Below are 21,615 nucleotides of genomic sequence, written 5' to 3'. Positions count from 1 at the left end.
AAGACAAGTCCGGAGGGAGAATACGTTATGCCGAAAATGCGGTATGTAATTTTGCAGCAGCACCAGGAACTTCAATTTGTAGAAATGCCAGAGGAATATGCGTACCAACTGAGTGCGCTTAATCTGCGCCTGAATAAGGAAATCGACAAGCTGACCGCCGACAATGTGCCGGATCTGCCGCTGGCGGTTGCGGAATGCGATGCGCTTGAGCTTTTGCGTGAAGGGTATGCGCTGGAGTCTGGGCTGGGGTATATCAACCGGCTGGAGAGCGCTTTTGCTTCCATTCAGGAGAAGGAATATCCGCTTATCTCGCTGCTGACCGAAATCCGTGCGCTGCAGGCGCAGCTGGAGCAGTGGTACGAAGAGGAAGAAGAAGGCGTACATTAAGCTGTTTTTGTAAAAGCTGTTCAGGTAAATTGTTACCCGCCGCCGCACCTTTGGGCGCCTTTCCCCATATGCTATCTGTACATAGGATGCATGCTTAGAGGAGGGGTACACTTGCCGCAGTGGCTCTGCCAGCAGCTGATGAAGGCTTATTTCAAAAAAGACCGGCGCCAGATCAAAATGCTGAATGAATGCTGGTTCTTTTATCGAAACTCCGGTGATTCCCGGGAATTTGTCCAGCGGGATGTATAAGTGGAATGAAACGATGCGCAAAAGCAAAAGCCGTGTCTACCATCGGGTAGGCGCGGCTTTTTGGGCTTAAGTGTTACTCTAGCGAATGTCCGCTCACCCTCTAATTAAAACATCGGGAAGACGTACCGCACCAGGAAGAACAATATTCCGAAGATAATAATAATGTAGGCTGCGTATTTAATAAAGGTGGATGCGACAGCGCTGGAGTCCGAGTGCTTGCGTACCTCCGTGCGTTCAACCTCAACACTTCTGTCCTTGTAATTCGGATCCATCATCAATCTCTCCCTTCAAATTTGAACTGTTATGACATCCATTAACCCCGGATTTTTCAGATTGAAACAAATAGCCGCATCTTCCTGCGTCCGGATTGTACACAGACGGCAGGAGATGCGGCTATTGGATTAACGTGCAATGAATTCGTTATTTTAAACAAGCCAGCCTTAATTAAAACTGCGGTTCGACGGCCAGGAGCCCTGCAGTTTGCGGATCAGTACAATCTGTCCGGTATGGTAGCAGTCATGCAGAATCAGGCTCATCACCTCTTCGCCTGGAGCATGTCCGGAGCCGCCCCAGTCGTACGCGCCTTCTTCAAGAGCTTCGATGATCTCCCGAAGGGATGCATGGACGGATTTCAGCTTGGAAACAGCCTGTGTCCAGGCTTCTTCTCCACTCTCCGTAACAGTAAAGGTGGCATCGTTGCTTTCCAGGTCTGGAAGTTGTTCCAGCCCCTTAAGCTTGCGCAGCAGGCGCTCCTTGTAAAAGGTAAGATGATTCACCGTCTCCCAGATCGTGTTCCCCGCTTCGCCCGGCTTCCAGGCCGCCTGCTCCGCATTGACACCTTCCAAGGCATCACTCAGCGGCGGAGCCCAATCCTCAGTGTCCATGGCGTAGTCCCAGTTTTCGAGCAGTACTTCGCTTATTTTGTTTTGCATGATATACCTCCTGTGGGTTTAATAATAGTTAGCGTAAAACACATGATACACTCATTGTCTGGAATTCATGATTCAGCTCTATCTTAGCTGCTTCTTATATTGTAACTACTCAAATCCCTATATAACCGTTACAACGAAAATATAGCACAACTCTAAGAACGAATCAAGTAACTAGCAATAGTCACTTTTAACTGTTACAATCAAAGGAACAATAAGTACCGATATAGTTGTGGAAGGAGGGTAACAATGCTTTGGGATGATTATATTAACAGCTATTGGCGGGACTGGCGGACTGGCGACCGCAGTGGTGACCGCGACCGTCTGGACGATCCGCAGTGGCTGGCAGATTGGCTGGAACGGCACGGGCTGCCGGCAGCTGCACAGGCAAAGCCGGAGGAATTACAGCAGCTTAAGGAGCTGCGCAGTTTGCTGTGGGAAGAAGTCCAGCAGCTTGTACAGGGAATGGCACCGGATCAGGCACTGCTTGACCAGTTGAACAGCTATATGACGGCCGGTCCGGTTATCCGGCAAATCGTCCGTAAACCCGACCAGCCTCCAGAGCTTGCCCTCCTGCCGCAGCGCAGCGATTGGAGACAGGTCATGGCTGAGATTGCAGCATCTTTTGCCGAGGGCGTGCTGGAGAAAGAACTATCCCGCATCCGTATCTGTGATAACCCCGACTGTCTCTGGGTTTATTATGATGATACACGCAACCGCTCAAAGCGGTATTGTGACGATAAAATGTGCGGAAATCTCATGAAGGTGCGGCGGTTCCGGGCGCGGAGGAAGGCTGGGGAGTAGAGAAGTACTCTCACATCATACACATCATTTGTATTGCAAGGGTTATATCCTTAATCATAATCTTCAACTGAAATATAGAGACAGATCAAGACTACATCTATAAGTCCATTCGTATTCAAGTGAAACTAAATAGCCAGCCGCCGGTAAATTTTCGCGACTGGCTACTAAACTTGCAAGGTGTTTTGATCCCTGTCTCATAAATCATAAAAAGTTTCATTCGCGTTCTCCGGTATATTTGATATAGTCATTTGTACATCATAGAATATAGATGATGGTAATTTGGCTGATAGCATTGTCAGCTTGGCATGGCGAATTAGAGTTTTGACAGAGAAAATCGGCCGATTGATAGTTAGTAACGCGTACTTTGAACTAAATGTTTCAAAATGGTATAGTTAGTTCGTTGCTCGCAAGATGATTTATTGGAAGTTTTAAAATATAAATCCAGTCGGGACCTGAGTACGGAGCGGCAACAGACGTTAGCCCTTTCGTTAAATATCTTCTGAAGGAGGGTAATAGGCCATGAGCGATGAAAGCTGTATACTGCCTGGCTTTCAACAGAAGGACACTAACTTCGGCTACACTTTGTCTATCATTAGCGGTAAATATAAAATGACTATTCTCTACTATCTATCTGAAAACAAGATCGTGCGGTTCAATGAGCTGCAGCGGGGTATCGGGACAATACCCTTTAAAACGTTAAGCGTAATGTTGAAAGAACTGGAAGCAGACAACCTCGTCAGGCGCGAGGAATTCCCCCAAATCCCTCCTAAAGTTGAGTATTCATTGACCGAGAGAGGACAATCGCTTATTCCGGTGATGGATATGATGTGCACTTGGGGAGAGAAAAACTTCGTTCCAGTCGTACAAGGGACAATGAGAGAGCTTCCGATTTAACAAAAGAAGCATTACCATTAATGGAAATGCTTCTTTTTGTTCCAATTTACATATTTTCAATAAATTCAATATAGCCTTGTGAACTAACGTCCAATTTTTTAAAATAATCCGTACTTCCTACCGTCTCTAATTCCGTGCCATAGAAGGCATAGAAGGAACGATAATCAGCATTGCAGTACAAAAAAGTTAGCTCAAAGGGAGACAAAATCCGGTCAAGCCCATAGTGGAATTTACCATCTTCACTATAATCTTTTTCTCTTCCTCCGGCGGTTACAGCTAATGCAGTTTTCCGATTTCTTAATTTATCACTCTTAGAGCCGTATGCCCATCCGTAAGTAAATACTTCGTCCAGCCACTTTTTTAGCAGAGGTGGACTATTAAACCAGTATACAGGGAATTGCAAGACCAGCTTATCATGCGCTTCAATCAGTTGTTGTTCTTTTTCCACGTTGATTTTTTCATCGGGATAGGCTTTGTGCAGTTCGTGTACAGTATATTTGTCTGGATATTTACGGAGTTCTTCGATCCAGCGTTTATTAACAACGGATTTTTCGATATTTGGGTGGGTGACGACAACAAGTGTTTTCAAGGGCATATCCTCCATGTTGAATCAGTTTTAGGACTTGAGTATACCTCGCATCATGCCATGGCGGAAGTACGCACTTTTAGTTCATGTACTTACCTAAAGGTAAGCATAACAACCTGCCAGCACATATGATTGACGTATAGGAATTACTTTATTATTGGGAATACAATGAAATGGACAAGATAATCCATGGAGGCTTCCCGCTCGCATCTCTCCCTTGATCCACAAAAAAATGCGCCCCCTCCTATTTCTTTCCCACGGAGAGCACGCACCTATTTCATCCCATATTAAACCATCACTCCCTAGCCACCACCATCTCCCGCTCCAGCTCCGCCTCAATCTCTTCATTACTCACCTTTGCTTCTTTTACCTCCGTAATCCCCAGATGCTGCTTAATCTGCTTTAGGTCGCTCTGCACCTCCCGGAGCCGGGCGTGAATGCTGAACAGAAAACCAAAACCTACGGCAAGCATCGTAAGCAGCCCGTAGGGGCCAAGGAAGGAGGATATAATGATAGCGGTTACAATTGCAACGATGGTTCCAAGAATAATCATGTGCAATCTCCTCATCTCTAAAGGATGTACTTTGTTCAACGCAACTTAAGGAAATTCCGACCGACAAAAACGGGTATGTCCCTTCTTACTTTATAATCCTTTTTGCCCCCGCACAAACAGGATCATTTCATTTCGTACAAGTTTCTTCAGCAGTTGAATCTACATTTATAATATTTACCAATTTAATTATTATTCGTTTCATTTATATTACATTAAAAACCCCGGGGAATGCGTGAGCTCACGCATTCTCCGGGGTTCTTTTACTCCGGCTGATCTTACTGATTGCCGGTTTTGTTACGGAAATAGTTGTGCAGGAACTCTTTGGCCCGCTCGGATTTGGGATGATTGAACACCTGATCCGGCGTGCCTTCCTCCACTATTTTGCCTTTGTCCAAAAAGAGCACCTTACTCGCTACTTCATATACGAAGCTCATTTCATGCGAAACGAGAATCATCGTCTGGCCGGTGGCCGCCGTCTTTTTGATGGTCTGAAGCACCTCGCCAACGAGCTCAGGGTCAAGCGCTGAGGTAGGCTCGTCCAGGAGCAGCAGCTTCGGCTTCATCGCCAGTGCGCGGGCAATGCCCACACGCTGCTGCTGGCCGCCGGACAGATGCTTCGGATAATAATGGGACCGGTCCGAGAGCCCCACCTGCTCCAGTTGCTCCAGGGCAATCTGCGCGGCTTCGCGGTCATTCATTTTTTTGACAATCTTCAGGCCTTCCTTGACATTGTCCAGTGCTGTCCGGTGCTGGAACAGGTTAAAATGCTGAAAGACCATGGCCGTCTGCTTCCGGAGCTCCAGCCGCTGCTTATTCGTGATTGTGCTAAAATCGATTTTGAAGCCTTCGAGATCCAGCACACCCTTATCCGCCTGCTCCAGACAGTTCAAGGCACGCAGAAAGGTGGATTTACCTGCACCGGAGGAGCCGATCAGGGCGACTACGTCCCCTTTTTCAATCTCAACCGACAGATCATCCAGAATCAGATTGCCGTGAAAGGATTTAGATAAGTTACTTACCTTGATCATCAGATTCCTCTCCTTCCCCAGGAAAACCAGCCGCCGCGGTTCACGGCCTGTGCGGAATCCGGAATAGAGAATTTTCTCTCCATATATCTGAGAATCTGTTCAATGATAATAGTCAGGACCCAATAAATAATGGCGAGTGCGAGATATACCTCGAAGAAGCGGAAGTTGCTGCCTGAGATAATTTTACCCTTAGCGGTCATTTCGATTACACCGGCAACAAAGGCCAGGGAAGTTCCCTTGAGCAGTCCAATTAAGGCATTGCCGAGCGGCGGAATAGCTACAACAAGCGCTTGAGGCATGATGACTCTTTTCAGCACCTGAAGATAGGTCATCCCCAGCGATTCTGCAGCCTCAATCTGGCCTTTATTCACCGATTGCAGCGCAGCGCGGATGGTCTCCGAATTGTAGGCCGCTTCATTAAAGGCGAAGGTAACCAGGACAAACAGCATCGCCGGTACGGCATTGATATTGTAATCTGTCCCGTACTCCTGATTAATGAATTTTAGCAGCAGCGGTATCCCGTTATAGGTGAGGTACAGCTGTACGATGATAGGCGTTCCCCGTATAAATGAGATAAAAACAGTAACCAGCTGGCTAAGCACAGGGATTTTTTTCATCCGGATAATCGCAAACAGCAAAGCAAACACAAGGCCGACTATCATTGAAATGACAGTGATTTGCAGACTCACAGGAAGGACCTCTAACAGAAGAGGAATGGATGTGAACACCGCGTTTATATCAAAAATCTCTCCCATGCAGATTTACTTCCTTCCACGATGAATTAACATGATGCAGTTATTAACGTTTTTTGACGGTCAAACGCTCGCCTTCGTAGGTGATTTCTGTCTGATACCGTTCCTGGCTTACAGCATTCAGCCGTTTAACCAGAGAGGCCGCCGCTTCCTCGGAAGCTAATACAGGCAGACCACGCTTAGTCACTGTCGGATGAGTCAGTCTAAGATCAATCGGAATCAGGTGGTAATCAAACCGGTTCTCCTCGACACTGAGATCGAACATAACCAGGAAGTTTTCCGAGAATTTACGGTCGCTGTAAAAGCCCTGCCAGTTCCCCTCATTGTCCTTGGTTCTATTCTTGTGCAGGGTAGACGGAGCTTCATTCTCCGCATAACCGTAGGCGGTGAACATCTCTGGAGATACAATCGACTCTCCGGCCTCAAACTCCATAAACAGACTGCCCAGGTTGTAGAAAATAGGCTGACCCTTGTACAGCTCCACGCCTCTAGTAAAGTGTGAACCATGTCCGAATACACAGCTCGCTCCTGCATCCACTGCCCCCCGTGCGAAGGTTTCTATGAACTCTGCCGGATAATCGGAGTACCAGTTCTCATTCTCCCCTTCATGCGTGTGCAGACTGACAAACACGTAATCAGCACGTTCCCGCGCGTCCTGAATCGTACGGAAGATTTCCTGCTGATCCTGCTCATGCGCTGCCGTTTTGACACGGGAATGCTCTCCCTTTTCAAAGGTTAAGTAGCCTTCAAACAGGGAGCCGAACTCATAGTGATTCTCCGATTTACTCTTATAGGTCTCGATCCGCTTGCCTTCCTCCATACTTGGAGCAATGCCGATCCGTTCACTGATTTCTTTTAAAGCAGCAAAATCCTGATCGTTCACGACATACGTACGCGACCAGCGGAGCGGGTTAACGCCCGGACGGGCCGGAACGCCGTTACCCGGATTAGAGGCTGCAAAAACCTCACTTCTCGTCACATCAATGGTAATAATGGCGATGCGCCCGTCTGGTGTATCGATAAAGACCGGCTTACGGGCTTCATGCAGGCTCATGCCAACCCCCAAAGGGAATAGTCCGCGCGCTTCCGCTTCTTCAATGGTATCCACCATGCCTTCAACCCCATAATCACCCGTGTGATTATTCGCAAAGCTGACATAACGGATATTCAAATGCTTGAATTCATCCAGCGCCTTCGGACGCACGCTTGTCTGATAGCCGCGGCCTGCAGCCGGAGCTGTATTCCGTCTTGGCGTTACAAACTCTGCATTGGTAAAAGCCTCATCGGCCCCCTGCAAAAGAGCAAGCAGCTCCGGGTCCATCGTCTTATACAAATTGCTGCTGGAAAATAACGCATCTCCCGAGACTAGAAATTTCATACGATCCCCTTTCTGCTGTTACTCCATTAGCTCTTTTTTAGGCAGGTAGTCGCCGCCCAGCTGTTCTTCGCTGATTTTCAGCAATGTACCGTCGTTGTACATTTCTTTGATTCTATTGTTGACTGCATCGAGCAGTGTACTGTCTGCGGACTTAGAGAACAGGATGTAAGAGCCTGGATCACTATTCTCAGTGGAGAAGGAAACAACCTTCAGGTTGGTAAAACCGTGCTCTTTGATCGCCTTTTCAGCGGATACGCGGGAAATGATGCGCACATCGTACTTACCTGCTTCGATTCCTTCAAACTGCTTCACGAAGTTCTCGTCAGTGTACATAATTTCTGCTTTGGCATCCGGGTGTGCTTCATTATAATTCTCAAGCAGTGTTGCGCCGGAGTTCCCTACTTCTGTTACAGCCTTATAGCCTTTCAGATCTTCAACGGACTTAAGCGTCTCGTCATCCTTGCGTACTACGAACACATTGGCATTCTCAATAATCGGCAGAGAAAAATCGTATTTGCTGCGTCTTTCTTCATTAGAGCTGAAGTTATTCGCCCCAAGCTGGAAACGCCCGTTATCAAGGCCAGTCAGAATGCCTTCGAATTCAATAGCCTGAACATCCAATTTATATTCCGGAAGACCTTCAAAAACAGCCTTCATCACTTCGACATCGTAACCTGTCATTTGACCGTCCTTTTCATAGCTGAACGGATTGCTGACTCCGCTTGTAGCAGCGGTGATTGTCTTTACGTCTGCTCCCGCATTGTTCTGCGCTCCGGAGTTTGCCGCATTATTGTTTCCGCAGCCCGCGATTACAGCACCCAGCAGCAGGGTGAGAACACCCGGCAACAATTTCTTTTTCATCATAATAACTTCCCCCTCGTCTAATAACGGAACAATCATTCTGTCTGATGATGTCCAACTTATCATAGTCATTTAGTCTGGAAACATTATGTCACGGCATGTAAACTGTGTCAAGGTAAACGGGCAAAGCGTTGACGAATGTTGGCGAATAAAGTCGACAAGATCGGCTGGGTAATCCCGGTCAAAATGGCGCCCAAATGACCCTTACACAACTGTTTCTACTATATATATGGAAGTGATTATATGGAAGGCGGACGTCCCGCTTCTCAGCTTGCTATTTCCAGCTTTTTATTATAGGGTGCCTGAAAGAGGTGAACTTTACCCGCTTCTTTTATAGATTGCGGATAACTGCATTTTGTACAGCTATAGTTGCGATATTTGAGCCGATTTTCAGAATAGCTGCATTCCGTACAATTAAAATAACGATTTTCGGGGAAAATCTGACTTTTGGCTGGTTTTAGTTGTACGAAGTGCAGTTAACTTCAGAAACGCGCTGCTTTCGGGGATTTTAGTTGCACAGAATACACTTATCCGGTAGCCGGGGGGCCGTCAGACTACGTTCACAGCGCTGGTTAGCCAGTTTTAGGGCGAGTTTTACGCACCAGCTTTACGCACCGCTTTACGCACCGTTTTACGCTACAGTTTTACACACCAGCTTTAACCCACGGCCCTTACATACCTAATTGCACAATACCTTTGCATAACAGCTTTACACTTTACCTTTATGCGCTACCTTTATAAGCTACCTTTTACACACCTGCTTTGCATGGCAGCCTGCTTCATCAGCCGCTTTTGCACCCCAGGATTGCCAACCGACTTTTGGAGCACACAGCGAGTGTGCTCCAGCGCCGGCTAATCAAACAGCCTGCTCCACCATCGGCCCCCTTCAGCAATCTCATCCCTGCAGCGCCTTCCGCACACTCAGAATATACTTCGCCTGGTCCAGCGGGTTCACGCCGCGGCGCGTGCGCTCGGCAGTAACATCCGGCGGGCACGGCTCGTAGCCGGCAAAGGCGGAAGCGAAGGTGCTCCGCCCCTTCGTGTAGGAGCTGAGCGTCACCGGATAATCCAGTGACGTGGCCAGCGGCAGCCGGCCCTCAATGATCATCCGCTCGCCCTGCAACACCGGCGGCTCGAAGCTGCCGCGCATTTGCACGAGGTCGTTCATCACGCGGCCCGCGTTCTCCTCCGGCACGACGATGCGCACCGCCAGGATTGGCTCCAGCAGCCGGATGCCTGTCCGGCTCAGCCCGTCCATGAGGCCCATCGGCGTAGCCACCGCAAAATCCAGCGGATGGGTATGCCACACATGATGGTTCCCCTCCACCAGCGTTACCTTCAGGTCGGTAACCTCCCAGCCGTAGAGTCCCTGCTGCAGCGCCTCCGGTACGCGGCGCGCCGTCTCGTTCTGGTATTGCGGCAGCAGGTCGGAGCTGCGCACCACTGATTCATACACGAGGCCGCTGCCCGGCGGTCCCGGCTCAATCTTAAACCGCAGAATCGCCCAGCACGGCTTCGGCATCAGGTAGGCAATATAGCCTTCGCCCGCAGCACGCGGCGTTTCCTTATAGATCACCGACGGCTGGCCGAAGGTGACCTTCAGGCCGTAACGGCTCTGCAGCACGCTGTCCAGCACCTCCAGCTGGATCGGCCCCATCACCTTGATGTGCAGCTCGCGCTCCTCCGGCAGCCACTCCGCGCCAAGCTGCGGATCCTCGTCCGCCAGCTCCTGCAGTGCGCCGATTACCTTGTGGTCGTCCATGTCTGCATCCCAGAACACCCGCACCGTCAACAGCGGCACAGCCAGCTTCGCCTCCTGGGGAACCGCATCCGGACGGCCCAGCACATCGCCGATCCGCACGCCGGACAGGCCGTAGACTACCGCGATGTCACCGGCCTCAAGCGCGCCGGCATCTTCGGTACGGCCGCCTTCCACCTTACGGATCTGCGTCACTTTGGCCTCTGTGGCCTGGGAGTAGTTCGTTACCGTATCACGGTTGCGGATCGTGCCCTCATACAGGCGGACGAAGGCCATCCGTCCCATGCTTTTGTCCCGCTGGATATTGTAGACGATGCCTGATACCGGCTGGTCCGCCGCTCCGCCCGCCCGCGGAAAATAATCCGTCATCGCATCCAGCAGATCCGTAATCCCGGTCCCTTTAGCCGCAACTCCGTAGACGAGCGGGAACAGGCGCCCGGCGGTAGCAGCGGTCTGCATATATTTTTTCCAGTAAAGAAGCTCCGGCTCCCCGCCTGCCATATACAGCTCCAGCAGCGACTCATCCCGTTCCGCCAGCGTCTCCAGCAGCTCCGTCCTCGCTGCCGCATCCGACTCAACAGTCCACAAATCCGCCGCCCCGCTGTATTCCTGCTCCCTGCCAAGCGGCTGCTGCACCGGGATGATGTCACCGGACAGATAGGTCCGCGCCTGTGCCAGTACGGCTTCCGGGTCCGCGCCGGTCCGGTCCATTTTATTGACAAAAATCAGTGTAGGAATCCCCAGCTTACGCAGCGCATTCCAGATCATCTCACTCTGGGCCTGTACACCCTCAACCGCCGAGAGGATCAGCACCGCGCAGTCCATTACCCGCAGGCTCCGCTCCACCTCAGACAGGAAATCGACATGGCCCGGCGTATCGACCAGATTCACCTGAACGCCCCGCCAGCTAAAAGAAGCCAGTGCCGCCCGCACCGAAATCCCGCGCTGCCGCTCCACCTCCATCGAATCGGTCACCGCCGTGCCGCTGTCCACACTGCCCAGTGCGCGGATACGCCCGCTCTCATATAAAATATGCTCCGTAGTCGTCGTCTTCCCGGCATCGACATGGGCAAAAATCCCGACATTCATCCGCTCTGCACGTTGCTGCTGATTCATCTATTGTCTCCAGTTCTGTAGTTAAAAGTTATAATAGCGCTCTCATCCCTTAAGTGTACTGCGAAACTGCAGCCTGGATCAATGCGGGCCGTCTGTCCTGGTGCTATAGATACGAAGATTGGAGATAATACATATAAGAGAGGCTAACCATTCAAATTTCATTTAATTTGTGCAGACCTGCAACCTTTTGCCGCTTTCCCCCATCTATGAGTATGAGAGGTGAGGCACATGAAGAAATTATCATTCCAGACTGGCGCTAAAAAACTGACAATAGCGTGCGGTATTCTGGCAGCAACAGTATCCATGGGAACATCGGCGTTTGCCTTTTCCGATATGAAGGGCGATGCCAACGAAGCAAAGATTAACGCACTGCACAGTGAAGGCATTGTTAACGGAGTAACCAGTGATTTGTTCGCACCCAAAGCGAAAGTAACCTTTGCCCAGGGCGTGCAGTTTATCGTAAGCGGCCTGAAGCTGTCCCCTACCGAGTCCGGTAAGGCAAGCGACTATTTTGACAAGGTAAAAGACAATGCATGGTATGCATCCGCATTCGTGGCAGCCAAGCAGAACGGATTGGCTCTGGACAAGACTGTTGACCCGAACGGAACGATTACCCGTGCCCAGTTCGCTCATCTGCTGACCCAGGCGCTGCAGAGTAAGGGGAATTTCCCGGTTACCCTGATGTACGCTATGGTATCTGACGGCGACAAAATGTCTAACGAGCAGATGAACAGCCTGCAGATTCTGGTTAACACCCGTATTGTCAGCCTTGGGGCCAACGGTGTCTTCCGTCCGACTGAAGCGGTAACCCGCAGCGAAGCAGCGGTCTGGATCCATGATGCAGCCAAATTCGCCAAGGAAGTAATCACTCCGGACGAGGGCAGCGCTGAGGCTCCAGCCTATGAGTACGATGCAGAAGTGAAGCTGGAAAAGGCGGCCGACGGCATCAGCAAAGCCACCGTTACCGTTAACAACCTGCCGAACCCGGGCTATGGCCTGGCTATCGACCGGATTGAATTCGGCAAGAACAAAACCGCTGTAATCTACTTTAGCGTAACCAATCCTGACCCTAACAGCATGTATCCGCAGGTCATCTCCAGCGCATCCGCTGTGACCTATCTGCCGGAAGGCTACACTGCAACAGTGCAGGCTTCGGATGGCAGTGCCGCGGGTTCGAGCTCAGCGATTAAGCTGCAATAATAAGCAGTACTAAAAAAACAGGCCGTGCTTACCTTCAAGGTAGGTACGGCCTGTTTATATGTTGTAACTCCTCATATCTATGCTGGTGCGGTAAGTATGAAGCTTACTCATTAATGTTAACCCGGGAGAAGATGACTCCAAAAAGGATTCCGAAAATAAGGCCAAACAATACGCTATCAAGGGCTACCCAAAATATAACTCCGAAGCAAAGGCCTAACGAGACGCCAGTCGTAAGCGATTTATTATTCATGGTAAACACCTCACTTTTTTATTCACTACGATTTGACAGCATTAAACGTTTCGAAAAATCGGTTAAGGCGTCCACTCATCATGCACAATCCCTGCCAGAATCCGGTCCTCACCAATCTTTTCAAACACCAGCCGCAGACTGCGCCAGTCCATCCCCTGATACTGCGGATCAATGCTGCTGATGTGGTAATCTACATAGTCATATTTGCCGGCGGGGTATACCTCGTTGATGTTATTGATCATTGTCCCCTTATTCTCCGCCTGGTTAAGCGAAATCCTGGCGTCATTAACGAAATCTGCATCATACACAAACCGTTTGAAATATTCGGCAAAAGTCAGCTTTATCGGCTCTCCGCTTCCCTGGAAGCTTCCCCATGTGCGTTGTTCGGAGTCCTTCATCAAACCGCTGATCTCTTCATGGGTGAATACAAGGTCGTGCTCAGTGTCCACATAGCCATACGGTGAAAAGCGTACCCCCTGATCTCTCGATACCCAGGCGGACAGGGTGTCCATATTGCCGTTCTCCAAAGCTCTCATTACTGTAGAGGCAGCTTCGAGTGCAGTCGGCGGTGTCCCTTCCTCCGGTCCTTCGGATGGAGATACAGAAGCAGATGGCTCCGGTGACTGGCTTGGTGCCGGCGTCTCCGCAGCGGGCTGTTCTGTCTGTACCGGCGTTGCTGTGGCCTCCGGCTCCGCTGCAGGTGTATTGCTGCAGGCAGCAAGAAGTACGAACGCGGCCGTAGCCAGGGCAAGCTTACCCGTCTTTTTTACAGTATGCATATAATCCCTCCTGATTGGATTGCGATATAGATTAGACGGTCCGGCAGCAGCTTTTGTTGCTGGATCAGCTTTATTCAAAGTGATGAAACCGTTATAATTTTGTTCAAGTGCATAAAGTATACCAGTATGCCGCGCAAGGGCTTCTTGTCCGGCCTGGCAGAGGAGGATAAACCGGTTGTTGCAGCTCTCAGAGAAGCAGGCGCAGGAAATTGTAGACAAAATGATGATGGATATCCCCTATAACATCAACATCATGGACCATGAGGGAATTATTATCGGCAGCGGAACGCCGGAACGGGTCGGAACCGTTCATCAGGGAGCAGTCAAAGCGCTTGCCACGGGAACAATGGTCGAGGTCTGGCAGGATGGCCGTTTTGAGAAAAAAGGGACCAACGAGCCGATTGTCATCGCCGGCAGCCGTGTCGGTGTAATCGGCATATCCGGCAATCCGGATGAGGTCCGTCCGTTTTGCAACATCGTCCGGACCACCGTCTCCCTCCTGATCGAGCAAAGAAACTCACTTGAGGATCTCGCCAATGAGGCCAGCCGTAAAAAAGCCTTTCTGGAGCTGCTGCTGTCCCACCAGGGAGCCTACACCCAGAAGCTGCGTAAGGAGGCTGCAGCCTATCAGCTGGATCTGCTGCTGAGAACAACGGTTGTACTGCTCAGGGGCTTCGTCCCGGAAGAGCTACAATCCAAGCTTCTGCTCGGCTACCCCTCCTTTCTAATCGAGGAGGATAGCTGGCTGATCCTGGTGCAGAATCAGGAGGACTGCGCTCCGCTCATCCGCCAGCTGCTGGAAGGACAGCCCCGGGCCTTAGCCGCAGCGGGTAAACAGGCAGCCAATATCGCTGAGAGCTACCGCCAGGCCAAATCGGCTATGGGCATCCTGCTGGCCCTTAAGCCTGACCTGCAGATCATTCATTATGCCGAGCATGAATTTCTGGTAAAGCTGAGCCATGCCAATCTCACCGCAAGTGCCGGCACCGTGGCAAAGCTGGAGGATACCGCCGATCTGCTGGAGACGCTGCGCAGCTTCATTAACCATAACTGCAGTGTCTCCCAGACCTCCGAGGCGCTAAACATCCATCGCAACACTCTGCAATACCGGCTGAAGCGGATCGAGAGCCTGACCGGCAAAGACCCGCGCAACCTGCTCCAGCTGCTTGAGCTTACTTATGGCTTGCTCGCCTTGTATAAGTAATACTCCAGCTAATAATATTTAACCAACCCTCGGCGAAGCTGCTCCTCCAGTCTGTAAATGATTCCGTAGCACAAGCCAAAAAAAGGCCTCTCCAGCACAATTGCATGCTCAGGAGATGGCCTCTGTTTGGTTTGTTTCTATACTCTGATATGCTCTGCCCCGTTTTATTCGGCCAACTTCAGCACTCTGGCGATATTCTCACAGGTACGCTCGACATTGGCCGGACCGTCCTTCAGCAGCTTATCCAGCTCCGAAGCGCCGGGAACGATGCCGAAGATCGCGTCGATGCCCTCGGCGTACAGCGTATCAATGCCTTCGCCGATGTAGCCGGCCAGGGCGATGACTTTTTTACCGCCGGCTTTAGCGGTGGCGGCTACGCCATAAGGGGTTTTGCCGAATTTGGTCTGGAAGTCGATGCCGCCTTCGCCGGTGAATACCAGATCGGCACCTGCCATTTTCTCCTTCAGGCCGGTATATTCAATCACAATCTCGATGCCCCGCTGCAGCGTTGCCCGGGTGAAAATCATCAGCCCCGCGCCAAGCCCTCCGGCGGCTCCGGCCCCAGGCAGGTCGCGGACGTCCTTGCCAAGCTGCTGCTTGACCACCTCTGCATAATGGGCCAGATTGGCATCGAGCTGCTGAACCAGCTCAGGCGTTGCCCCCTTTTGCGGCCCGAATACAACAGAGGCGCCCCGTTCGCCGCATAGCGGGTTGGTCACATCGCAGGCCACGATCAGCTGCACCTGCTGCAGCCGTTCATCCAGGCCCGACACATCGATGCTGGCCAGACGGTCCAGACTGCCGCCGCCGCGCGGCAGCATCAAGCCATCCGCATCCAGAAATTTGGCGCCAAGCGCCTCAGCCATTCCGGTGCCCCCGTCATTCGTTGCACTGCCACCGATGCCGATGATAATGCTGCGGATGCCGCGGTCCAGACATTCCCGGATCAGCTCGCCGGTGCCATACGTTGTGGTAATCAGCGGATTGCGGTCTGCCTTATTCACCAGCTGGATGCCGCTGGCCGAAGCCATTTCGATGGCTGCCGTATGGCCGTCGCCCATGATGCCGAACTGCGCCGTCACCGGCTGGCCCAGCGGACCTGTAACTTCTTTTGTATACATCTGTCCGCCCGAGGCATCTACCAGGGACTGAACGGTGCCCTCCCCGCCGTCGGCCATTGGGACATGTATATATTCAGCTCCGGGATACACCTTCCGCAGCCCTTTTTCCATTGCGACACAGACCTCTTTTGCGCTCATGCTCTCCTTAAACGAATCCGGTGCCAGTACAAAGGTTTTCTCTCTCATTTCCTCACCCCATGTTTAGTTTATAACAAAAATCCGTAGATAACCGTAGCCACAACCGCCATCGTTCCGCCGACAATTGCCTCGTAAGGCACAACGCCCATACGCTGCTTGATGCTCATTTTCATACTGTCCGCCGTTACGTGGAAGTAGTTCCCCTGTGGAAGCGAGTCAATAACCGTTGCACCTGTGTGCACCATGACAGCTGCTGCCAGCGGTGCAGTACCCATATCCAGAATGGCCTGCCCGAAGGAGCCGGTTGCCAGAATAACACCTGTTGAGGTAGAAGCCGTAGCTGCCGCCATCAGAATACCGGAGATCGGTGCCAGGAAGGTACCGGAAATGCCGGCCGTCTGAATCAGCTGTACCACCTGGGTGGACAGATCGGATGCCGAGATCAGACCGGCAATACCGCCGGCGCCGATCAGGATCAGTACCGTTGCCGTCATTTTATTAAGTCCGGAGGAAGTGTATTGCAGAATTTTCTTGCTCTGGCCCATAGCCAGCATACCGACAATCCCGGCAATCGGCAGGATGTACAAGGCATCCACTTTAAAGTTAGCCAATGCGTCAATGCCGGACAGCGAGCCGATCGGATTAATCATCAGCAGGATAACCGCAACGAGCGGTGCAACAATCGCTTTGCCGAGCGGCGGATACTTGGAAGTGTCTACGCTTCCGTTCTGCGCTTCGTCCTCTGTAACCATATTTCCTTTTTTCTTCAGCAGGGAAGCGACGACTACCGTTACAATCAGACCGCATACCGCCGGAATCAGGCCGGCCAGCATCACATGGCTGAGATCGAGGTCAAAGCCGCGGGCTGCGGCAATTGTATTCGGATTGGGGGAAATAATGTTTCCCGCCTTGCCCCCGCCGGACAGCGCAAGCAGCAGCGCCGTTTTGGAAATGCCCATTTTGTTGCCTACCGACAGCGCGATTGGCGCTACAATCAGCACCGCTACCGGAATAAAGACACCTACTGCGGTAATGATCATCGTCGCCAGCGCCAGTGCCAGAATGGCTTTGCTGCCGCCGAACTTGCGCACGATGGCCTGGGCAATTGTCTCAGCCGCCCCCGACTCCATCATTACTCCAGCCAGCACACCGGCCGCAAGCACGCGCAGCACCGTCCCCATCACACTTTGTGTACCGCTTACAAGAACGCTTACAGTCTGCTCCAGGTTCGCGCCGCCAATCAACGCTCCGGCAATCGCCCCCAGAAACAAAGCATAAACGGGATTGAGCTTTCTCAGTATCAGAATAATGGCTAACGCCAGTCCCGCCAATGCCCCATACCAGCCAATTGTTAATCCTTCCATCGTTATTCCCCCTAGCACTCATGTTGAACACGCTTTCAGTATAATGGCTCACAGAGAGAAAAAATATTGATGAACGGACGAAATGCATTGTGCAGTTGACCAACTGTAATTTACCGGGCTTACCAGAAAACTGCCGGTTATCCCTCCGGCCGCAGCCAGAAGAAATTTAGACATGGATTTCAGTCCGGTATATCAGCTGCATAACGCTAACGGACCCAGGAAGCGTTATTTGCCTGTTTTACTTCAGTTATTCCCGCTAGCGGACTCAGTTGCTCTTATTCAAGCGATTGTGCCATCTTTTTCACGTTTTGGTCACGGATAACGTCACTGGAGTCCGCAAACCCAGGTGACAGCTTTGAAGCGTGAAAATAACGTCGCCTCGGTCCGTTAGAGGAATGTGCGTCGGCAGTGTTTTATAGGCGATAGTATGTAGTGGCAGCAGAAATCCAGTTGTAACAAAAAGATGTCCCCGCTGCCGTTACCGGCGCGGGGACATCTTCTCAGTTAGTTTTCAAAGCGCACATTATGAGCACGTATCACACTTCCTACTGTAGCCTTCCACTTAAGCCGCCCGCAGCCTCTACTTCACACTGCCCGCAGTTTCACGCGGCTGGCGCATAGTCAGGCTGACGCGGCCCTTCTTCAGGTCGACGCCGAGCACCCAGACGGTCACGTTGTCGCCAACGGACACGACGTCCATCGGGTGCTTGACGAAGCTGCCGCTGAGCTGGGAGATGTGGACCAGCCCGTCGTTTTTGATGCCGATATCGACGAAGGCGCCGAAGTCGATGACGTTGCGGACCGTTCCCTGCATTTCCATGCCGGGAACCAGGTCCTCGATCTTCAGCACATCCGTGCGGAAGATCGGCAGCGGCAGCTCCTCGCGCGGGTCGCGGCCCGGACGCTGCAGGCTCTCCAGGATGTCGCGCAGCGTGGGCACGCCGACATCCAGCTTCACGGCGAGCTCGGCGGCATCCTGCGCTTCGAGCTCAGCCGCGACCTCGCGGCTGCCGAGCTTCGCTACGTCCAGCCCGAGCTCGCGGAACAGGCGGCCCACCACCGGATACGATTCCGGGTGGATCGGCGTACGGTCCAGCGTATTGTCCCCTTCGGGAATACGCAGGAATCCGATGCACTGCTCGAAGGACTTCGCGCCAAGGCGCGGCACCTTCTGCAGCTGCTTGCGCGTGGTGAACTTGCCGTTCTCCTCGCGGAACTTCACGATATTCTTGGCGATGGTCGAGTTGACGCCCGCCACATAAGAGAGCAGCGACGGCGAGGCCGTGTTCACATCAACGCCGACATGGTTAACGGCCGATTCCACGACGGCCTTAAGGCTCTCCTCCAGATGCTTCTGCGAGACATCGTGCTGGTACTGCCCGACCCCGATCGCCTTCGGGTCGATCTTGACGAGCTCCGCGAGCGGGTCCTGCACGCGGCGGGCAATCGATGCGGCGCTGCGCTCGGCCACATCCAGATCAGGGAACTCCTCCGCCGCCAGCTTGGAGGCGGAATAGACGCTGGCTCCTGCCTCGTTCACGATCAGGTACGCCAGCTCCGGATCACCGACCTCGGCAATCACCTCGGCCGTGAACTGCTCCGTCTCCCGCGAGCCGGTGCCGTTGCCGATCACAATCAGCTTGATGCCGTATTTGGCAATCAGCTCCTTGAACTTCGCCGCCGCCTCCTTCTTTTTGTTGTTCGGCGGCGTCGGATAGGTCACCGCCACCTCCAGCAGCTTACCGGTGTCATCGACAACGGCAAGCTTGCAGCCGGTGCGGTACGCCGGGTCAACGCCGAGCACGCTCAAGCCCCGGACCGGCGGCTGCAGCAGCAGGCTGCGCAGGTTGCCCGAGAAAATCGAGATCGCCTGCGTCTCGCCCTTCTCCGTCATTTCCCCGCGCACCTCACGCTCCACGGAAGGAGCGATCAGCCGCTTGTAGGCATCCTCGGTCACAGTCTCCAGCAGCTCCTTGACCGGGGACGGCCCCTTGATCAGCTTGCGCGTAATAAAGGCATGAATCTTGTCGGGAACGATCTCGATCCCGACCTTCAGCACACTCTCCCGCTCTCCGCGGTTAATAGCGAGAATGCGGTGCGGCGGCATTTTATGTACCGGCTCACGGTAGCTGTAGTAGTTCTCGTAGACACTTTCCTGCTCCGCATCCTTCGCTTCCGAGACCAGAATACCCTGGCTTGCTGTATACTGGCGGACCCAGGCCCGGATCACCGGATCATCGGCAATGTTCTCGGCGATAATATCCATGGCGCCCTGCAGCGCGGATTCTGCACTGTCTACACCCTTGTCCGCATCTATATACTTGGCAGCCTCATCAAGCGGCTGGCCCTGGCGGCGCTGCTCCATAACCCAGTCCGCCAGCGGCTCCAGCCCTCTTTCCTTGGCTACGCTTGCTCTTGTCTTGCGCTTCTGCTTATAAGGACGGTACAAATCTTCAACTTCCTGCAGCTTGACCGCCTTCATAATCTGCGCCTGCAGCTCAGGAGTCAGCTTGCCCTGCTCCTCGATGCTGCGGATGACATCCTTCTTGCGGTCACCCAGATTACGCAGATAGCCCAGCCGTTCTTCAACATCGCGCAGCACATTTTCATCCAGCTCGCCCGTCATTTCCTTACGGTAGCGCGCGATAAACGGAATGGTGTTCCCTTCATCCAGAAGTCCTACAGTAGTCCGTACCTGCTTCAGGCTGATGCTAAGCTCCTTCGCGATTGCCGCGAGGATCAGTTCCTGTTCCTGCCGGAGTGCTGCATCATCCTGCAGATTGCCGGCATTCGTATTCTCTGCTGCCAATAGTATCCCTCTTTCCGCACACGTGCTGAGATCATCTTTTCCTATCTAAAATAGTATCACAGATTGACGCTGCGCCAAAGTTAACGGGATACTGCATCACCACATTGCACGCCAAAAGCTTACTTAGCCTGCACACTCCGCCGCGCCATCCGTTTAGCCGAGCTCAGGGACAGCAGGAAGCAGAGAACCAGCACAAACGCAGCTGCTGCATACGGGAAATTAATGTCCAGATCGAACAGGACACCGGCAACAATCGGTCCGGCAACATTACCAAGACTGGTGTACGCCGAGTTCATCCCCATGACGAAGCCCTGCTGGGTCTCTCCGGCCATTTTGGACAATTGGGTGCCGACAGCCGGACGCAGAATATCCATCGCCAGGAAGACGACGAACGTCACAGCCATAATCATGAAATAGCCATGAACGAACAGCGTGAGCAGGATGAAGACGCCCGAGGCGAGCAGACTGACGGAAATCACTCTATTTTCGCCAAACCGGTTCAAAATCCAGCTAAAAGCAGTCAGCTGCACCACTGCCCCGGCAATCGAGCCGAAGGTCAGCACAAAAGCGATATCTTTAGGGGTGAAGGCAAATTTATGATCCACAAACAGCCCGAACACCGTCTCATAATTGGCAAGCCCGAACGACATGACGAACACAATAACCAGTCCGACAAAATAAGGCTCGCGGTAGGAGCGCACCAGCTGGGAGACGAGACTTTCTTTGTTTTGCTGGGCTGCAGCCTGATCCTGGACAGCCGCTACAACACGCGATTCAGGCAATAAAATAAACGTGATGATAGCTACAAAAGCCGCCGCAATCGCCGCCGCAAAGAATGGAACACGGATCCCGAACTCGGCCAGATAGCCGCCGATCCCCGGTCCGATAATGAACCCGGTTGTGATCGCCGCATTAATCATCCCCATCCCTTTGGCCCGTTCATCCATCGAGGTGGTATCAGCCACATACGCCATAACCGCAGGCATAATCATCGCCGCTCCGACACCGCCCAGCATCCGGGCCACGAATAGCATCCAAGGCAGCTCAGCCACACCGAACACTACCTCGGACAGGGAAAAGACGACCAGCCCCAGCACGATAATTCTTTTGCGGCCCATCCGGTCAGACAATCTGCCGGCAAGCGGTGAGACGATCAGCTGGGTCAGCGAAAAGGCAGCCACCAGCATTCCGACAACACTGCCGCCGATATTCAGCTCATTCATATATGTCGGCAAAATCGGCACTACAAGCCCGATCCCCGTAAACGTTAAAAAGATACTGATCATCAGCATCAGCATGGCACCGCGGTTTCTTAACAGCAAAGACATTGTGTTTCCCTCCGTTATTACACTTTAAGTTGGATTGAATCGCCATGCAGGCAGCTTCTGTTTAATTTCTGCTTATCCTGCGCATCCCATTCGGTATATATAAAAAAATCATAACTGCTATAAGAC

General features: G+C 52.3%; 20 protein-coding genes. 6 read left to right on the top strand and 14 right to left on the bottom strand.

The genetic code is table 11. From position 1 onward, the window contains the following. Positions 1–27: 27 nt before the first annotated feature. Entirely contained in the window at positions 28–387 is a 360-nt protein-coding gene (locus R70723_RS05410) for a hypothetical protein (protein ID WP_039870372.1), read from the top strand. Between the two features lie 111 nt (positions 388–498). Beyond that, positions 499–636, top strand: coding sequence for a cortex morphogenetic protein CmpA (cmpA, locus tag R70723_RS33275; protein ID WP_144027122.1), 138 nt, complete (start codon positions 499–501; stop codon positions 634–636). A 104-nt stretch (positions 637–740) separates the two neighbouring features. Here the strand turns inward: cmpA and R70723_RS33270 are convergent, their stop codons facing one another. Beyond that, entirely contained in the window at positions 741–911 is a 171-nt protein-coding gene (locus R70723_RS33270) for a hypothetical protein (protein ID WP_156123784.1), read from the bottom strand. Between the two features lie 165 nt (positions 912–1,076). Further along, entirely contained in the window at positions 1,077–1,568 is a 492-nt protein-coding gene (locus R70723_RS05405; RefSeq protein ID WP_039870371.1) for a DinB family protein, read from the bottom strand. Between the two features lie 246 nt (positions 1,569–1,814). On the opposite strand from R70723_RS05405, the gene R70723_RS05400 reads away from it, so the two are divergent. Together R70723_RS05400 and R70723_RS05395 are read left to right on the top strand one after the other, a co-directional pair. Further along, complete coding sequence (locus R70723_RS05400; RefSeq protein WP_039870370.1) at positions 1,815–2,369, top strand: CGNR zinc finger domain-containing protein; 555 nt, start codon at positions 1,815–1,817, stop codon at positions 2,367–2,369. Between the two features lie 519 nt (positions 2,370–2,888). Beyond that, complete coding sequence (locus R70723_RS05395; protein ID WP_039870368.1) at positions 2,889–3,263, top strand: winged helix-turn-helix transcriptional regulator; 375 nt, start codon at positions 2,889–2,891, stop codon at positions 3,261–3,263. A gap of 46 nt (positions 3,264–3,309) precedes the next feature. Here the strand turns inward: R70723_RS05395 and R70723_RS05390 are convergent, their stop codons facing one another. The 7 genes from R70723_RS05390 to R70723_RS05360 form a co-directional block, all read right to left on the bottom strand. After that, entirely contained in the window at positions 3,310–3,852 is a 543-nt protein-coding gene (locus tag R70723_RS05390; RefSeq protein ID WP_039870366.1) for an NAD(P)H-dependent oxidoreductase, read from the bottom strand. Between the two features lie 292 nt (positions 3,853–4,144). Beyond that, a complete protein-coding gene (locus R70723_RS05385; protein WP_052421190.1) occupies positions 4,145–4,402 on the bottom strand; it encodes a hypothetical protein in 258 nt (85 codons plus the stop codon). Positions 4,403–4,677: 275 nt separating this feature from the next. Then, a complete protein-coding gene (locus R70723_RS05380; protein WP_039870365.1) occupies positions 4,678–5,430 on the bottom strand; it encodes an amino acid ABC transporter ATP-binding protein in 753 nt (250 codons plus the stop codon). After that, on the bottom strand, positions 5,430–6,185 hold the full coding sequence (locus R70723_RS05375) for an amino acid ABC transporter permease (RefSeq protein ID WP_039870364.1): 756 nt from the start codon (positions 6,183–6,185) through the stop codon (positions 5,430–5,432). The genes R70723_RS05380 and R70723_RS05375 overlap by 1 nt, the downstream gene beginning before the upstream one ends. Positions 6,186–6,228: 43 nt before the next feature. Further along, positions 6,229–7,560 carry a CapA family protein gene (locus tag R70723_RS05370; protein WP_039870363.1) on the bottom strand — a complete coding sequence of 444 codons (1,332 nt, stop codon included), beginning with the start codon at positions 7,558–7,560 and terminating at the stop codon, positions 6,229–6,231. A gap of 18 nt (positions 7,561–7,578) precedes the next feature. Continuing rightward, on the bottom strand, positions 7,579–8,424 hold the full coding sequence (locus R70723_RS05365) for a transporter substrate-binding domain-containing protein (RefSeq protein WP_231574831.1): 846 nt from the start codon (positions 8,422–8,424) through the stop codon (positions 7,579–7,581). Between the two features lie 892 nt (positions 8,425–9,316). Beyond that, on the bottom strand, positions 9,317–11,296 hold the full coding sequence (locus R70723_RS05360) for a GTP-binding protein (protein ID WP_039870362.1): 1,980 nt from the start codon (positions 11,294–11,296) through the stop codon (positions 9,317–9,319). Positions 11,297–11,524: 228 nt separating this feature from the next. Between R70723_RS05360 and R70723_RS05355 the strand changes: the two genes are divergently transcribed. Further along, positions 11,525–12,496 (top strand): S-layer homology domain-containing protein, encoded by a 972-nt coding sequence (locus R70723_RS05355; protein WP_052421189.1) that lies wholly within the window; start codon positions 11,525–11,527, stop codon positions 12,494–12,496. A 312-nt stretch (positions 12,497–12,808) separates the two neighbouring features. On the opposite strand, the gene R70723_RS05350 is transcribed toward R70723_RS05355, so the two are convergent. Beyond that, positions 12,809–13,525 (bottom strand): hypothetical protein, encoded by a 717-nt coding sequence (locus R70723_RS05350; RefSeq protein WP_039870360.1) that lies wholly within the window; start codon positions 13,523–13,525, stop codon positions 12,809–12,811. A 175-nt stretch (positions 13,526–13,700) separates the two neighbouring features. On the opposite strand from R70723_RS05350, the gene R70723_RS05345 reads away from it, so the two are divergent. Then, positions 13,701–14,729 carry a CdaR family transcriptional regulator gene (locus R70723_RS05345; RefSeq protein ID WP_076418450.1) on the top strand — a complete coding sequence of 343 codons (1,029 nt, stop codon included), beginning with the start codon at positions 13,701–13,703 and terminating at the stop codon, positions 14,727–14,729. 164 nt (positions 14,730–14,893) lie between these two features. Here the strand turns inward: R70723_RS05345 and R70723_RS05340 are convergent, their stop codons facing one another. The 4 genes from R70723_RS05340 to R70723_RS05325 all read right to left on the bottom strand — a co-directional run bounded on the left by R70723_RS05340 (position 14,894) and on the right by R70723_RS05325 (position 21,489). Beyond that, positions 14,894–16,036 carry a glycerate kinase gene (locus R70723_RS05340; protein ID WP_039870359.1) on the bottom strand — a complete coding sequence of 381 codons (1,143 nt, stop codon included), beginning with the start codon at positions 16,034–16,036 and terminating at the stop codon, positions 14,894–14,896. Between the two features lie 20 nt (positions 16,037–16,056). After that, complete coding sequence (locus tag R70723_RS05335) at positions 16,057–17,352, bottom strand: GntP family permease (RefSeq protein WP_039870357.1); 1,296 nt, start codon at positions 17,350–17,352, stop codon at positions 16,057–16,059. A gap of 580 nt (positions 17,353–17,932) precedes the next feature. Further along, entirely contained in the window at positions 17,933–20,131 is a 2,199-nt protein-coding gene (locus tag R70723_RS05330) for a Tex family protein (RefSeq protein WP_179088071.1), read from the bottom strand. Between the two features lie 149 nt (positions 20,132–20,280). Beyond that, positions 20,281–21,489 (bottom strand): MFS transporter, encoded by a 1,209-nt coding sequence (locus R70723_RS05325; RefSeq protein ID WP_039870353.1) that lies wholly within the window; start codon positions 21,487–21,489, stop codon positions 20,281–20,283. Between the last annotated feature and the right edge of the window lie 126 nt (positions 21,490–21,615).

This window comes from Paenibacillus sp. FSL R7-0273, assembly GCF_000758625.1.
Taxonomy (GTDB): Bacteria; Bacillota; Bacilli; order Paenibacillales; family Paenibacillaceae; genus Paenibacillus_AQ.
The sequence above is the reverse complement of the archived record's forward strand: the minus strand, read 5'-3'. Positions and strand labels throughout refer to the sequence as shown.

Coding starts and splice junctions, on each gene's coding strand:
- R70723_RS05360 (WP_039870362.1), bottom strand. CDS start 11,296: ATGAATCAGCAGCAACGTGCAGAGCGGATGAATGTCGGGATTTTTGCC.
- R70723_RS05365 (WP_231574831.1), bottom strand. CDS start 8,424: ATGATGAAAAAGAAATTGTTGCCGGGTGTTCTCACCCTGCTGCTGGGT.
- R70723_RS05340 (WP_039870359.1), bottom strand. CDS start 16,036: ATGAGAGAGAAAACCTTTGTACTGGCACCGGATTCGTTTAAGGAGAGC.
- R70723_RS05335 (WP_039870357.1), bottom strand. CDS start 17,352: ATGGAAGGATTAACAATTGGCTGGTATGGGGCATTGGCGGGACTGGCG.
- R70723_RS05395 (WP_039870368.1), top strand. CDS start 2,889: ATGAGCGATGAAAGCTGTATACTGCCTGGCTTTCAACAGAAGGACACT.
- R70723_RS05355 (WP_052421189.1), top strand. CDS start 11,525: ATGAAGAAATTATCATTCCAGACTGGCGCTAAAAAACTGACAATAGCG.
- R70723_RS05380 (WP_039870365.1), bottom strand. CDS start 5,430: ATGATCAAGGTAAGTAACTTATCTAAATCCTTTCACGGCAATCTGATT.
- R70723_RS05375 (WP_039870364.1), bottom strand. CDS start 6,185: ATGGGAGAGATTTTTGATATAAACGCGGTGTTCACATCCATTCCTCTT.
- R70723_RS05405 (WP_039870371.1), bottom strand. CDS start 1,568: ATGCAAAACAAAATAAGCGAAGTACTGCTCGAAAACTGGGACTACGCC.
- R70723_RS05410 (WP_039870372.1), top strand. CDS start 28: ATGCCGAAAATGCGGTATGTAATTTTGCAGCAGCACCAGGAACTTCAA.
- R70723_RS05385 (WP_052421190.1), bottom strand. CDS start 4,402: ATGATTATTCTTGGAACCATCGTTGCAATTGTAACCGCTATCATTATA.
- R70723_RS05325 (WP_039870353.1), bottom strand. CDS start 21,489: ATGTCTTTGCTGTTAAGAAACCGCGGTGCCATGCTGATGCTGATGATC.
- R70723_RS33270 (WP_156123784.1), bottom strand. CDS start 911: ATGATGGATCCGAATTACAAGGACAGAAGTGTTGAGGTTGAACGCACG.
- R70723_RS05370 (WP_039870363.1), bottom strand. CDS start 7,560: ATGAAATTTCTAGTCTCGGGAGATGCGTTATTTTCCAGCAGCAATTTG.
- R70723_RS05400 (WP_039870370.1), top strand. CDS start 1,815: ATGCTTTGGGATGATTATATTAACAGCTATTGGCGGGACTGGCGGACT.
- R70723_RS05350 (WP_039870360.1), bottom strand. CDS start 13,525: ATGCATACTGTAAAAAAGACGGGTAAGCTTGCCCTGGCTACGGCCGCG.